Raw genomic sequence first — 14,110 nt, forward strand, 5'->3', positions numbered from 1 at the left:
GAAGCGGGCCAATGGGGACTCTTTAGCGCTGGCGAACATCGCCCAGCAAACGATCGTATTCATTTTTCACCACGCCGTAGCATTCACACACGCGCGACTCCAAGCCCTGGCGGTCAAGCACCGTGATGTGGCCGCGGCGGTAGCGAATGCACTGCGCTTGCTGCAAGTGCCCGGCAGCGGCGGTGATGCCTTCACGGCGAACGCCGATCATGCTGGCAATCAATTCCTGCGTCATGGTCAGCTCAGTCGAGGGCAAACGATCCAGCGTTGCCAACAGCCAGCGGCACAACTGTTGCTCCACCGAATGGTGCCGATTGCAGACTGCGGTTTGGGACATCTGCGTCATCAAGGCCTGGGTGTAGCGCAGCAGCAAACGCATCATCGGGCCAGCCCGATTGAATTCTTCCAGCAGCAAGTGCGTTTTCAGCCGGTAACCGCTACCACCCGTCTGCACCGTGGCGCAGTGGGGCGTGCTGTTGCCGCCCAGGAACAGCGAAACGCCGAGCATGCCCTCATTGCCCACCCCCGCGATCTCGGCCGAGCCGCCATCCTCCGTCGTGTATTGGAGCGACACAATGGCCGTGGCTGGAAAATAGACGTGCTGCAACTGGCCACCGGATTCACAAAGCACGTCGCCCAGCAACATGGGAACCAACTCCAATTGGGGCGCGATGCGCTCCAACTCAGCGGCCGGCAGGGCCGCGAGAAGGTGGTTTTGAGTGGGGCCCCGCGGCAAATCCATATGCAGTCTCCGAAAGAGCGCCAAAGCGGCATGGGCATGCGCGATCATAACTGCGACTCTGTGACGACTGACTGCTCTTGGTCAATGAGCTGAAAACGACTTGATCGCTTGATGGGGCATCAGCGCGTCGCCAGCTGTCCGGCGCACCGGCCAAGAACATCTTCTGGCAAGTCACGGACAGTGTGGCCATTGGAACGACCGCGCACTTGGAGGGCATCGTGCTGGGTAAAACGCTGGTTGCCGTGAATACGGGCGCATCGTCGAACGGCCGGCTGTTCGCACAAACTGCCGTCATGCTTCAAATGTCGCCGTCACGGCAATTGACATTAGATGAACCCTTCACCACTCACAGCTCTTGAAAGTGATGGGCATCGCCCATAATTGAAGGTTGGCGGCGCCGATCCCAGGGCGCCGGTTTCATTTGTCAGACCTTCGAACCCAAAATGACCAAACAAACCCTTTCCTTCCAGGCCGAAGTGGCCCAGTTGCTGCACCTCGTCACCCATTCGCTGTACTCCAACAAAGAGATTTTCCTGCGCGAGTTGATTTCCAACGCGTCGGACGCCTGCGACAAGCTGCGTTACGAGGCCATCAACGACAGCGGCCTGTACGAAGACGCACCCACCCTTGAAGTGCGCGTGTCGTTCGACCCGGCGGCCAAAACGCTCACGATCTCCGACAACGGCATCGGTATGAGCGCACAGGAAGCCATTGACCACCTGGGCACGATTGCCAAGAGCGGCACCAAAGATTTTGTGAGCAAGCTCAGCGGCGACCAAAAAGCCGACTCGCAGCTCATCGGCCAGTTCGGCGTCGGTTTTTACTCCGGCTTTATCGTGGCCGACAAGATCACGGTCGAGTCGCGCCGCGCTGGCATGAAAGCCTCTGAGGGTGTGCGCTGGATCAGCGGCGGCGCCGGTGACTTTGAAGTTGAAACCATCGAGCGCGCAGCACGCGGCACCAGCGTCATCCTGCACCTGCGCGACGACGCCATGGACTATTGCAGCGCCTGGAAGCTCAAGAGCATCATCAACAAGTATTCAGACCACATCAGCCTGCCGATCCTGATGGAAAAAGAAGAGTGGAAAGATGGCGAACTGATCAACCCGAGTGACGAAAAGGGCGGCCGCCAGCCCGGTGGCATGGTCAAGACCGGCGAGTGGGAAACCGTCAACAAGGGCAACGCCATCTGGGCGCGCGCCAAGAAAGACATCACGCCCGAGCAGTACACCGAGTTCTACAAACAGATCAGCCATGATTTTGAGGCGCCGCTGGCCTACACCCACAACCGGGTCGAAGGCAGCACCGAATACACGCAACTGCTGTACCTGCCCAGCAAAGCGCCGATGGACTTGTTCAACCGCGAGAAGTCTGCGGGCGTCAAGCTCTATGTGAAACGCGTTTTCATCATGGACGACGCCGAGGCGCTCTTACCCACCTACCTGCGCTTTGTCAAGGGCGTGGTCGATTCGGCCGACCTGCCGCTCAACGTGAGCCGGGAGCTTCTGCAGGAAAGCCGCGACGTCAAAGCCATCCGTGAAGGTTGTACCAAACGCGTGCTGGGCATGCTGGAAGATCTGGCCAAGCATGACAAGCTGCCAGCACCTTCCGCCGACGGCGGGACGGACACCACCGCAGGGGTTTCCGATGTCTTGAGTGAAGAAGACAAGGCCAACGAGGGCAAGTACAGCAAGTTCTACGCCGAATTTGGCGCCGTGCTGAAAGAAGGCCTGGGCGAAGACTATGCCAACAAGGACCGTCTGGCCAAGCTCTTGCGTTTTGCCAGCAGCAGCACCGACACCGTGAGCGTGAGCTTCGCCGACTACAAGGCGCGCATGAAAGAAGGCCAGGAAGCCATCTACTACATCACCGCCGATACCCCGGCTGCCGCCAAGAACAGCCCGCAACTCGAAGTGTTCAAGAAAAAGGGCATTGAAGTGCTCTTGATGACCGATCGCGTGGACGAATGGGCGCTGAACTACCTGCAGGAATTTGACGGCACGCCGCTGCAGTCCGTGGCCAAGGGCGCGGTCGACCTGGGCAAGCTGCAAGACGAGGCCGAGAAGAAAGCGGCCGAAGAAGCGGCTGAAACCTTCAAGCCCTTGCTGGCCAAGCTGAAAGAAGCGCTCAAAGACAAAGCCGAGGACGTGCGCGTGACCACCCGGCTGGTCGACTCGCCCGCCTGCCTGGTGGTGCAAGACCACGGCATGAGCACCCAACTGGCGCGCATGCTCAAGCAGGCGGGTCAGGCCGCACCGGACGTCAAACCGGTGCTGGAAGTCAACGCCGAACACCCGCTGGTGAAAAAGCTCGATGGCTCGGTGCACTTCAACGACCTGGCCCACATCCTGTTCGACCAGGCGCTGCTGGCCGAAGGCGGCCTGCCCGCTGACCCGGCGGCTTATGTGAAACGGGTGAATGCCTTGTTGGTGTGATTTTTATATAACAAATAAGGCTCTAACCCCTGTCGCTACTGCGTTATATGCTACTTAATTAGTAGCAATTCAAGCGCAAAAAGCCCCGCAGTCAAACCGACTGGCGGGGCTTTTTTTAGGGGTGCTTGTGTGTCGGCGGCAATCTAACGCGGCGTTGCCCCCGGGCTTGTCATCGTGCCGTCAGCTATGCCACCAGCAGCGTGCCCGGGCATTCCAGGTAACCGCGCATTCTTTGGATGAATTCAGCCGCATACATGCCGTCCACCACCCGGTGGTCGAACGATGACGACAGGTTCATCATCTTGCGCGCCACCACCAGCCCGCCTCTGATCATGGGCCGCTCAACGATGCGGTTGGTGCCCACAATGCCCACTTCGGGGTGGTTGATCACCGGGGTGCTGACAATACCCCCCAGCGCGCCCAGGCTGGTCAGGGTGATGGTGGAGCCGCTCAAATCCTCGCGCGCGGCCTTGCCGCTGCGGGCGGCTTCGCTGGCGCGCAGCACGGCGCTTGCTGTGGCCCACAGGTCCAGCGTTTCGGCGTGGCGGATCACCGGCACCATCAGACCGTTGCTGGTCTGGGTGGCCATGCCCAGATGCACGGCCGAATAACGGGTGACCACACCGGCTTCGTCGTCATAACGGGCGTTGACCTCGGGGTGCTCACGCACCGCCAGCACCATGGCGCGGATCAAGAACGGCAGCAGGGTCAGGCGGCCCCGCGTGGCGCCGTACTGGGTGTTCAAGCGCGCGCGCAGGTCTTCGAGTTCGGTCACGTCGATTTCTTCGACATAGGTGAAGTGCGGAATGCGGCGTTTCGCCTCCTGCATTTTTTGCGCGATCTTGCGGCGCAGGCCAATCACGGGGATGGCCTCTTCGCCGTCGCGTTGCGCGTAGCGCTGATCGGCCCCGGCCCGCTCGGGTGCGTGCCCGCCGCGCTTGGCGTGGGCATCCAGATCGTCTTGCGTGATGCGGCCGGCCGGGCCGGTGCCTGTGATGGTGCCCAGGTCAATACCCAGTTCCCAGGCCTGGCGCCGCACCGCGGGGGCGGCAATGGACAAGGCGCCGCGCGGTCGGGCAACCGGTGCTGTCGCGGTCGGCGCAGGTTGGGGCGCGGCTACGGTTGCCAGCGCTGGTGTTGGGGTTTTGGCCGCAGGGGCAGGTGCTGCCACGGGTGCAGCCACAGCAGCTGCTGGCGCTGTCACAGGCACGACCGCCGCATCGGCGGCGGGCTGAGCCGAACCTTGCACTTCAATGTGGATGATCTCGGTGCCCACCGCCACCACCTGCCCTGCCGTGACGTTGAGCGACACCACGGTGCCCGCCACCGAGGACGGGATTTCAACCGTGGCTTTGTCGGTCATCACGTCGGCCAGGATCTGGTCCTCGGCGACCACGTCGCCCACCTTCACATGCCAGACCACCAGCTCGACTTCGGCAATGCCTTCGCCAATATCGGGCATCTTGATTGTTTGAATGCTCATCTCAGGACTCCATCACACGTTTGAATGCCGCTGCAACCCGCGCTGGCCCGGGGAAATACGCCCACTCCTGCGCGTGTGGGTAAGGGGTATCCCAGCCCGCCACACGCTCAATCGGGGCTTGCAGGTGGTAAAAACAATGCTCCTGAATCAGGCTTGAGAGTTCAGCGCCCAGCCCGTTGGTGCGGGTCGCCTCATGCACGATCACGCAGCGGCCGGTCTTTTTGACCGAGGCCACCAGGGTGTCGAGGTCCAGCGGCCACAGGCTGCGCAGATCGATGATTTCAGCGTCCACCCCGCTCTCGTTCGCCGCCGCTTCGGCCACATAGACCATGGTGCCGTAAGCAATCACGGTCAGCGCCGACCCCGGCCGCACGACCGCCGCCGAGTCCAGCGGCACGGTGTAGTAACCCTCGGGCACCAAACCCAGCGGGTGCTTGGACCAGGGCACCACCGGCTTCTCGTGGTGGCCATCAAACGGGCCGTTGTAGAGCCGCTTGGGCTCCAGAAAGATGACCGGGTCGTCGTTCTCGATCGACGCAATCAGCAACCCTTTGGCGTCATACGGATTGGACGGCATCACGGTGCGCAGGCCGCAGACCTGGGTGAACATGGCCTCCGGGCTCTGGCTGTGGGTTTGTCCGCCGTAGATGCCGCCGCCACATGGCATGCGGATGGTCATCGGACAGGTAAAGTCACCGGCCGAGCGGTAACGCAAGCGCGCCGCCTCCGACACGATCTGATCAGTGGCGGGATAAACATAGTCGGCAAACTGAATCTCGACCACCGGGCGCAGGCCGTAGGCGGCCATGCCAACGGCCGTGCCGACAATACCGCCCTCGGAAATGGGGGCGTCAAACACGCGCTGGTTGCCGTACTTCTGCTGCAGCCCTTCGGTGCAGCGGAACACGCCGCCAAAATAGCCCACGTCCTGGCCATACACGACCACGTTGCTGTCACGCGCCAGCATCACATCCATGGCGGAGCGCAGCGCCTGGATCATGGTCATCGGGGTTGTGTTGGGAGTGTTGTTGTCCGTCATGATCAAGCTCCCAACTCTTCGCGCTGCGCGCGCAAATGCGCGGGCATGTCTTTGTAGACGTCTTCAAACATCGCTTCCAGGCGTTGCGGTCGGCCGTCGGCCAGGGTGCCGTAGCGCTCGGCCTCTTTCTGCGCCACTGCGACCTGCGCTTCGAGCTCTTTTTGCGCCGCTTCGTGCTCGGCATCCGACCAGGCACCGAGTTTGATCAGATGCTGCTTGAGGCGCGCAATCGGGTCGCCCAGCGGAAAGCGTGCCGCGTCGTTGGCCGGGCGGTACTTGCTGGGGTCGTCCGACGTGGAGTGCGGTCCGGCACGGTAGGTCACCCACTCAATCAGCGTCGGGCCGAAATTGCTGCGCGCACGCTCCAGCGCCCATTGGGAGGCGGCATAGGCGGCCAGAAAATCATTGCCATCAACGCGCAGCGAGGCAATGCCACTGCCAACACCGCGCGCGGCAAAGGTGGTGCCTTCGCCCCCGGCGATGGCCTGAAAGGTGGAAATCGCCCACTGGTTGTTGACCACGTTGAGAATGACCGGCGCGCGGTACACGTGGGCAAAGGTCAGGCCGGTGTGAAAGTCAGCTTCGGCGGTGGCACCGTCGCCGATCCAGGCCGAGGCCACCTTGTCATCCCCCTTGATGGCCGAGGCCATGGCCCAGCCCACCGCCTGGATCACCTGCGTCGCCAGATTGCCCGAGATTGAGAAGAAGCCCTGCTTCTTGCTCGAATACATCACCGGCAGCTGGCGCCCCTTCATCGGGTCGCGCTCATTGGAATAGAGCTGGCAGATCATGCTCACCAGGTCGTTGTCTTCGCGCGCCAGCAACAGGCCTTGCTGGCGGTAGGTCGGAAAGCACATGTCGCCCTCACCCAGCGCCAGCGCGTGGGCGGTGGCAATGGCTTCTTCACCCAGGCACTGCATGTAGAACGACATTTTTTTCTGCCGCTGCGCGATCAGCATGCGGGCATCGAAGGCGCGCGTGAGCATCATGGCGCGCAAACCCCGGCGCAACAGCGCCACATCGACGTGCGGCGCCCAGGGTCCCACCGCCTGGCCCGCGTCATCGAGCACGCGGATCAGCGCAAAGGCCAGGTCACTGGTCTGAGCGGCCGCCACATCCACCGGGGGGCGGCGTTTGGAACCGGCAGCTGAGAGGGGAAGATAAGAAAAATCGGTGTCATGGCCAGGTCGCCCGGTGGGCTCCGGCACATGCAGATGAAGGGTTTCGCGTTTGGGCATCGGTAGGTCTCCTTGCAAGATTGTGTCCTGCATTAGATGGTCTGTAAATCAGCTCAAGAAGCCGGTCGGGTAGCCGCACTCTGAGCCAACAATGCAGCAATGCCTACGGGATCACCGCAGGCATTGCTTGGGGTGTGAAGCATAACGGATTTTGCTTGATCGCCCCACAAATACACAAGGCCAAGGTCGCCCACGCCGACGTCAATCTCCGCCACCTTGGGTAACAAAAAGACCCGCTAGCCCCCGTCGATTCAGCGCAAGAAACTATCAAAACAATAGCAATCACGCATTGACTTGGATGTGAACGCGCTCAGTCCGTTGGGCGGTAGGTGCTGGCGCCGTGCGGTGCCGCGGTGAACTCCGGCAGCGCTTCGGCTCTGGAGGAGAACTCGCGCAGGGCCGGGTAGTTTTCTGCCGGGACGATCTCGGGCAGCATTTGCTGGGTGAACTGCCATGCCACCGCCGCGCTGACACCGGCCTGGTTGATCGTGGTGCGGGTGAATGCCAACGGCCGACGTTTGAATTCCGATTCAAGCGCGCCATACGCAGCCAGTAGCTGGCCGGTCACGCGTGTCATCCAGGGTTCATGCAACTTCTCGAGCGGCCGCAAGTTTCGTTCGTAAACGATCTGGACGCTTTTTTCACAGGCGGCCAGGGCCAGCCCGATCACGCAAAGCGCATGCTGGCGCTCGGCCAGGCCAGCGGGCATCAGGCTCTTGCGCGGTGTCGCCAGCGCTTCGGCAAACTCCAGGATCAGCGTCGAATCCATCAGCACTTCGCCGTCATCGCAGACCAGCGACGGCGCTTTGACGACAGGGTTGATTCTCTGAAACTGTGCGAAGGTGCTGAAGACCGAGAGCGAGCGGTGCTCAAAGCGCAAGCCCAACAACTGCAAAGAGATCGCCACGCGGCGGACGTAGGGCGAATCGAGCATGCCGATGAGTTCCATGGGTTCTCCTTGTCAATGTGTCTGCTATCTTTGCCGCCTCAATGAGTTAGCGCTCATCAGCGGGCGCAGGAAGGATTGAGGCTAGCTCACCCTCGATGTCTAAGCCGTGCGAGGCAGCGAGGCGTGCGATGTGAACGCCAAAGACACCACGCAGTTCACCCACAGCACCATTGAAAATCCAGCTTGCGTAGTGGCCTTGGTGAGCACCAAACTGAATGACATGGCGATCATCGGTCTCGACTGTGGCGAGGAACTTCCGACATGCGGCCCGCATCGCGCGAAGACTGAGTGGCAATTCCTTCTCGGCGTCGAGTTTTCCAAGTTCGGCGGTGAGAAACTCTCGAATGCGAAGAACGGACTCAACGCAGTGACGTGGCACCTCCATTTCGGACGGAACAAACAGGACCCGCCTGTCTTCCAGGAATGCGAGGACGCGTCGGGCCACAACACACTCCGCCTCGGGTGGATTCCATTGAGCGCCGAAGATGGGAACGCTGAGGCCGGTGACGCGGGAGACGACTTCACGAAATTTCATTGGTGCTCCTGAGCGTTATAAAAGGTAAATCGCAGACACTGCGGTATGACTTGGCTGCGGGAAGAATTGCCAAGCCCTCGTCAGTCAAGGATATCTTTAACATTCGTGCAGACCTCCAAATGATGATTGGGACCGCTCAAGACAACCGCTATTGACAGTCGGCTCAAGACGTTGCGAAAAGCTTTCAGCCACCTAAGCTTATCGACAAATCCAGGCTGTAGCCCCCGTCAATACTGCGCAAGAAGCTATTAAATAAATAGCACTCATCCAACTGTCGTGCTAACCCCGGAACCGCTTGCGCGTCAGCGCCAGCGCGATCCAGAAGCCTCCCACCGTGTACACCGCCAGCACCAGCACATGACGCAACGCATGCGTCGGCCACTGGTCCATGAACAGGGGGCGCACCAGTTCGACGGCGTTGGTCAGCGGCAGCCAGCTCGATATCGTGCGCACCACCACAGGCAATTGCTCCAGCGGGAAAAAGATGCCGCTCAGGAACATCATGGGTGTCAGAAACAGCGTGAAGTAGTAGGTGAAAAAGTCGTAGCCCTTGGCCAGCGCGTTAAAGATCAGCGCAATACAACTGAAGGTGATGCCCACGCCCAGCAGCACCGGCCAGGCCACCAGCAGCTTCGGGCTGTAGCTGATGCCCAGGGCCAGCATCACGCCCAGAATGGCCGTCACGGTGAACAGCGCCTTGAACGCGGCCCACAGCATCTCGGCCAGCACGATGTCGTCCAGGTTCACCGGCGCATTCATGATGCCGTCCCACGTTTTTTGCACATGCATGCGCGAAAACGCCGAGTACAGCGCCTCAAAACTGGCCGCCTGCATGGCGCTCATGCAGATCGAGCCGCTGGCCAGAAACAGGATGTAGGGCACCGGCGTGCCGTCGACGCTGACCTTGCCGACCAGCGCGCCCATGCCGTAGCCAAAAGCGACCAGCCACATCAATGGTTCGGCAATATTGCCCACCAGGCTGGGAATGGCCAGCTTGCGCCAGACCAGCAGATTGCGCAGGAATACCGGCCACCAGCGCATTGAGAGTTCGGGCGCGCGCCAGACTGATTGATGGACTGGGGTGTTCGTTTGAGTGCTCATGCCTCCTCCCTGATCTGGCGGCCGGTGAGTTTGAGAAACAAATCCTCCAGATTGGCCGGACGGTGCAGCGTACGCAGCTGCGGGTAAGCGGCCAGCGCCTGCAGCAACGGTTTGGCGTCAAGCGTATAGAAAAACACCGTCTCGCCACTCACCTCCGTGCGCGCCGCCAAGGCTTTGAGTGGCGAATCCGCCAGCGCCAGCGCGCCCGCGCCAAAGACCTCGACCACATCGGGCTCCAGATACTGGGCAATCAGATCGCGCGGCGCCCCTTCGGCAATCTTCCTGCCATGGTCCACCACCAGCAGCCGGTTGCACAGTCGCTCGGCCTCGTCCATGAAGTGTGTGGTCAGCAAGATCGATTTGCCTTCGGCCAGCAACAACTGCAGGCGCTCCCACATCAGGTGGCGCGCCTGCGGGTCCAGCCCGGTGGTGGGCTCGTCCAGCAGCAACAAGCGCGGGTTGTTGACCAGCGCGCGCGCCAGGCTCAGGCGTCGCTTCATGCCGCCCGAGAGCTCACCCGGTTTGGCATTGGCCTTGTGGGTCAGAGAGGCAAACTGCAGCAGCGCCGGCACGCGTTCACGGATTTGCGCGTCCTTCATGCCGAAGTAGCGGCCATAGACCAGCAGGTTCTCGGCACACGTAAAGTCGGGGTCGAGCGTGTCGAACTGGCTCACCACGCCCAGCTGCGTCTTGATGGCCAGCGCGTCACGCGGCATGTGCAGGCCAAACGCGGTGACCAGCCCCTCATCGGGCACGGTCAGGCCCAGACACATGCGGATGGTGGTGGTCTTGCCCGCGCCGTTGGGACCGATCACGCCCAGGCATTCGCCCGGCGCGATTTCAAAAGACATGTCGCTCACCACCGTGGCGTCAGCGTAGCGCTTGACCAGGTGTTCGACAGATAGGATGGATTCACTCATGGGCGGAATTGTCGCCCAGCCGGCGTGGGCCGCGCACGCGTCGGATAAATCCAATGCTGGCCACCGCTGATCGGCGGCCGGTAGTGCCCCAATCTGGCTAAGATTAGCCCCTACCCTCATTGTTTTTTTTGAACGGACGCGGCAACGCGCAAACTTCATGACCACACTCGGCACGCCACTCTCCCACCACGCCACCAAAGTCATGCTGCTCGGTAGCGGCGAACTCGGCAAGGAAGTGATCATTGCGCTGCAGCGTCTGGGGGTGGAAACCATTGCGGTGGACCGCTACAACCACGCACCCGGCCAGCAGGTGGCGCACCACACCCGCACCATCACCATGAGCGACCCGGCGCTGCTCAAGGCGTTGATCCAGGCGGAAAAGCCCGACCTGGTGGTGCCCGAGATTGAAGCCATTGCCACCCCGATGCTCGAAGTGCTGGAAGCCACCGGCGTGGTGCGCGTCATCCCCACCGCGCGCGCCGCGCGCCTGACCATGGACCGCGAAGGCATTCGCCGCCTGGCGGCTGAAACGCTGGGCTTGCCCACCAGCCCGTACCAGTTTTGCGACTCCTTTGAGGAACTGCAAGCCGCCATCGAAGGTGGCATTGGCTACCCGTGCATCGTCAAACCGGTGATGAGCTCATCGGGCAAGGGCCAAAGCAAAATCAGTGGCCCAGCCGATGTGCAAAAAGCCTGGGACTACGCCATGGCCGGTGGCCGCGTCAGCCATGGCCGCGTCATCGTCGAAGGCTTCATTGACTTTGACTACGAGATCACCCTGCTCACCGTGCGCGCCAAGGGTGCCGATGGCCAGATCGAAACCCATTTTTGTGAACCCGTGGGCCACCTGCAGGTCAACGGCGACTATGTGGAAAGCTGGCAGCCGCACCCGATGCACCCGGCGGCCCTGGAAAGAGCGCGCCACATTGCCAAGACGGTGACGGATGACCTGGGCATTGCTGTGGACGGCCAGGCCTCGGGCCTCGGGATTTTTGGCGTCGAGCTGTTCGTCAAGGGCGAGCAGGTCTGGTTCAGCGAAGTCAGCCCGCGTCCGCACGACACCGGCCTGGTGACGCTCACCACCCAATGGCAAAGCGAATTTGAACTGCACGCCCGCGCCATTTTGGGCCTGCCGGTGAACACCGCGCTGCGCAACCCCGGTGCCAGCGCCGTGATCTACGGCGGCGTTGATGCCAAAGGCATCGTGTTTGATGGCGTGGACGAAGCCCTGCGCGTGCCCGGCACCGACCTGCGCCTGTTTGGCAAGCCCGAGAGCTTTGTCAAGCGCCGCATGGGCGTGGCGCTGGCCGCGCATGCCGACGTTGAACAGGCACGGGTCAATGCCAAGCTGGCAGCGTCGAAGGTGAAACCGCGCGCAGCGTGAGTTTTTTGCTATTTAATAAATAGCTGCCCACGCTTATACGACGGGGGCTAGCAGCTGTTTTTACATAGATCCTCAAGCCAGCCAAAAACAACTAGTTTTTGTCGTAGTTCGGCGAGCGTGGCCCGTACAACATACCGTTGGCCGTACCTGCCGACAACAGGCGCGTAGTGGCAACGCCCGCAACCTGATGACTTTGATCCAGCGCAGTCGCCATCACCTGTTTGATGATGGCCGTAATCAACAACCCGGCCAATCCCCCTTGCTGCTGGCTTCGCCCCTCTTCGCTGGAGGCAGAAGCGGCGCCGGTCCACAGCAACTTGCCGGTTTTCAAGTCCACCAACTTGGCTTCGGCCGAGACGACCGAGGCACTGCTGATCACCTGGTACACCGTTCCGTACTTGCCGATTGTGATGTACAGGGCCGCATCCGCGCCAAATATCTGGCGCAACTTGTCGACCGGCGTCGCGTGCATATCAGTTGCTTGCGTCATCCCGTTTTCCTTGAAGGCTTCGGCCACCAAGGTTACGGGCATCACGTAGTAGCCGGCCTCGGCAAGTGGTCGGGTGGCATGGGACAGCACGCTGTACGAGGCCTGCACTTCAGGTGTGTTGTTCACCGGCGGCAAGATCAAAATGGAGCGTGGACGGCTTTCCTTGTACGCGGTGTAATCGAAAGGTGGTGCTTTGGTCGCGCATCCCGTCATCACGAGGAAGCTGGCGGTCACAGCCAGTACTTTAAAATATTTTTTCCAGTTCATAGGGCCTTCTCTTATTTCTTGAAATTGCGCAACAGGAAGTCCATGAATGTTTCAGATTCAGGATACTGTTTCTTTTCGGTCTGCATTTGTTGGGCAAACTGGTCCAATTTACCCTGCTGCCCATACAGCAAGCCCAGGTGAGCGTAGTAGCCCGGTGGCACAGCTCCCCCGCTGGCCTTGATCTTCTGCAAGTCTTCTTCCATGAGCTGCGTTTGCGCATCCGGACTCAGCTTGTCGGCGCGGAAGTACGCATCTACGTTGTTCTGGTAGCCCTGCCATTGGTAGAGAGAAGCCGGTTTGGTGGCACACCCCCCCAACGCTGCACAGACCAGCAGCACCGCTGCCGCACTTGATCGACTATTTGACATGTATTTTCCTTGGTGTGATTGGTAAGCGATCAAAGAACAGGGTGCCACGCACCACTGTCGATACCGGACACAAGCTTGTTCACCGCATCACGAATAGCCAGGTCAAGTACCTTGCCATTGAGTGTCGAGTCGTAACCCGCCGTTCCGCCAAATCCAACGACTTCGCGTTCAGACAGGCTGAACTCGCCTGCGCCTTGCGAAGAGAACACCACCTCCGATGTCAGCGTATTCACGATGTTCAAATTGACCTTGGCATAAGCAATTTGCGTTTTGCCACGACCCAAAAGACCAAATAGTTGCCTGTCGCCAACGTCCTTGCGTCCAAACTCTGTCACATCACCTGTGACGACAAATTCGGCGCCTTTGATTGTTTGCGCTTTTTTCTGGAGCGCGGCTTCTTCCTTGATTTCGCTCATGTTGGTGCGATCCAGCACGCTGAAGCGGTTGGTTTGTTGCAAGTGGGTGAGCAAAATAGTGTGTGCTTGACCCCCCAGACGGTCCACATTGTCGGAAAAAACACCACGCATAAAGGATGAACGATTGTCAAACTTCCCGACCGAAATCGGAGTGCGTGGGCCGCTGTAGGCCTGGCCGGCAGACTCCACTTTTTGAACGGCAATGATTCTGGATTCCTCCTGGTGGGCACACCCGACAAGTGACAGAAACGCTGCCATGAAACATGGCAAATAGATGGACTTTCTCATCTCAAAGCAACTCCCTTTGTATGCCTCCCTCGGACATCGAACGATTGATCAATGTCAACATGAGAGGTATCAAACTGTAACAAAGAATAAACATGAAACTGGTCCAATAGATCGAAATTCTGCTGGCATAAGGGGCGGCCTGCGCCTTTGGAACATCCGCCTCGGCGTCATCCTTGGTGCGGATGTCGTGCAGGTCAACCACTACGCCGCGTGTCGTGCTGCCATTGAACCTGTCTGAGCCGGGGCTAGAGCCGTATTTGCCATAAATATGGACAGTCGCAGCTGTCCACACAAAAACAGACCGATGGGGCGATTGAGTCCACTTCTCGTCGGCTCCAAAAGACACATTGCTGCCGCTCACCACGGGCAGCTCGTTAGTTGTCTAGTTTTTGAATTTAGGCGACCTGCCAGCAGTCATTCGCATTGCCCGCAAGAGTGCACATTGCCAACAATGA

The 14,110-nt window shown here is 60.3% G+C and carries 15 protein-coding genes; 3 read left to right on the plus strand and 12 right to left on the minus strand.

Annotated elements, in window-relative coordinates:
* Window positions 1-22: 22 nt before the first annotated feature.
* A complete protein-coding gene (locus RFER_RS17980) occupies window positions 23-742 on the minus strand; it encodes a Crp/Fnr family transcriptional regulator (protein WP_011465817.1) in 720 nt (239 codons plus the stop codon).
* Between the two features lie 134 nt (window positions 743-876).
* On the opposite strand from RFER_RS17980, the gene RFER_RS25130 reads away from it, so the two are divergent.
* Both RFER_RS25130 and htpG read left to right on the plus strand, forming a co-directional pair.
* Complete coding sequence (locus RFER_RS25130; protein WP_084795544.1) at window positions 877-1,101, plus strand: ice-binding family protein; 225 nt, start codon at window positions 877-879, stop codon at window positions 1,099-1,101.
* 84 nt (window positions 1,102-1,185) lie between these two features.
* The gene (gene htpG / locus RFER_RS17985) at window positions 1,186-3,177 is read left to right on the plus strand and encodes a molecular chaperone HtpG (protein ID WP_011465818.1); all 1,992 of its coding nucleotides are present in this window, start codon (window positions 1,186-1,188) and stop codon (window positions 3,175-3,177) included.
* 184 nt (window positions 3,178-3,361) lie between these two features.
* Here htpG and RFER_RS17990 read toward each other — a convergent pair whose 3' ends face one another.
* The 7 genes from RFER_RS17990 to RFER_RS18020 all read right to left on the minus strand — a co-directional run bounded on the left by RFER_RS17990 (window position 3,362) and on the right by RFER_RS18020 (window position 10,442).
* Window positions 3,362-4,660: a dihydrolipoamide acetyltransferase family protein gene (locus tag RFER_RS17990; protein WP_011465819.1), complete on the minus strand. Its 1,299-nt coding sequence runs from the start codon at window positions 4,658-4,660 to the stop codon at window positions 3,362-3,364.
* A gap of 1 nt (window position 4,661) precedes the next feature.
* Window positions 4,662-5,699 (minus strand): alpha-ketoacid dehydrogenase subunit beta, encoded by a 1,038-nt coding sequence (locus tag RFER_RS17995; protein WP_011465820.1) that lies wholly within the window; start codon window positions 5,697-5,699, stop codon window positions 4,662-4,664.
* A 2-nt stretch (window positions 5,700-5,701) separates the two neighbouring features.
* Window positions 5,702-6,937, minus strand: coding sequence for a 3-methyl-2-oxobutanoate dehydrogenase (2-methylpropanoyl-transferring) subunit alpha (locus tag RFER_RS18000; protein WP_011465821.1), 1,236 nt, complete (start codon window positions 6,935-6,937; stop codon window positions 5,702-5,704).
* A gap of 310 nt (window positions 6,938-7,247) precedes the next feature.
* On the minus strand, window positions 7,248-7,886 hold the full coding sequence (locus RFER_RS18005) for a glutathione S-transferase (RefSeq protein WP_011465822.1): 639 nt from the start codon (window positions 7,884-7,886) through the stop codon (window positions 7,248-7,250).
* A gap of 46 nt (window positions 7,887-7,932) precedes the next feature.
* Window positions 7,933-8,421: a DUF6650 family protein gene (locus tag RFER_RS18010; protein ID WP_011465823.1), complete on the minus strand. Its 489-nt coding sequence runs from the start codon at window positions 8,419-8,421 to the stop codon at window positions 7,933-7,935.
* 279 nt (window positions 8,422-8,700) lie between these two features.
* Complete coding sequence (locus tag RFER_RS18015) at window positions 8,701-9,522, minus strand: ABC transporter permease (protein WP_011465824.1); 822 nt, start codon at window positions 9,520-9,522, stop codon at window positions 8,701-8,703.
* Entirely contained in the window at window positions 9,519-10,442 is a 924-nt protein-coding gene (locus RFER_RS18020) for an ATP-binding cassette domain-containing protein (RefSeq protein WP_011465825.1), read from the minus strand. Before RFER_RS18020 ends, RFER_RS18015 begins: the two co-directional genes overlap by 4 nt.
* Window positions 10,443-10,599: 157 nt before the next feature.
* On the opposite strand from RFER_RS18020, the gene purT reads away from it, so the two are divergent.
* Window positions 10,600-11,826 (plus strand): formate-dependent phosphoribosylglycinamide formyltransferase, encoded by a 1,227-nt coding sequence (gene purT, locus RFER_RS18025; RefSeq protein WP_011465826.1) that lies wholly within the window; start codon window positions 10,600-10,602, stop codon window positions 11,824-11,826.
* A 91-nt stretch (window positions 11,827-11,917) separates the two neighbouring features.
* Here the strand turns inward: purT and RFER_RS18030 are convergent, their stop codons facing one another.
* Genes RFER_RS18030 through RFER_RS18045 form a run of 4 tightly spaced genes read right to left on the minus strand, consistent with a single transcriptional unit; the run spans window position 11,918 to window position 14,016 of the window.
* The gene (locus RFER_RS18030) at window positions 11,918-12,583 is read right to left on the minus strand and encodes a DUF799 domain-containing protein (RefSeq protein WP_011465827.1); all 666 of its coding nucleotides are present in this window, start codon (window positions 12,581-12,583) and stop codon (window positions 11,918-11,920) included.
* A gap of 11 nt (window positions 12,584-12,594) precedes the next feature.
* A complete protein-coding gene (locus RFER_RS18035) occupies window positions 12,595-12,951 on the minus strand; it encodes a DUF4810 domain-containing protein (RefSeq protein WP_011465828.1) in 357 nt (118 codons plus the stop codon).
* 29 nt (window positions 12,952-12,980) lie between these two features.
* A complete protein-coding gene (locus tag RFER_RS18040) occupies window positions 12,981-13,625 on the minus strand; it encodes a CsgG/HfaB family protein (protein WP_244095742.1) in 645 nt (214 codons plus the stop codon).
* Window positions 13,626-13,656: 31 nt separating this feature from the next.
* Window positions 13,657-14,016, minus strand: coding sequence for a hypothetical protein (locus RFER_RS18045; protein WP_166485759.1), 360 nt, complete (start codon window positions 14,014-14,016; stop codon window positions 13,657-13,659).
* Window positions 14,017-14,110: the final 94 nt, after the last annotated feature.

It is taken from the genome of Rhodoferax ferrireducens T118 (assembly GCF_000013605.1).
Lineage (GTDB): Bacteria > Pseudomonadota > Gammaproteobacteria > Burkholderiales > Burkholderiaceae_C > Rhodoferax > Rhodoferax ferrireducens.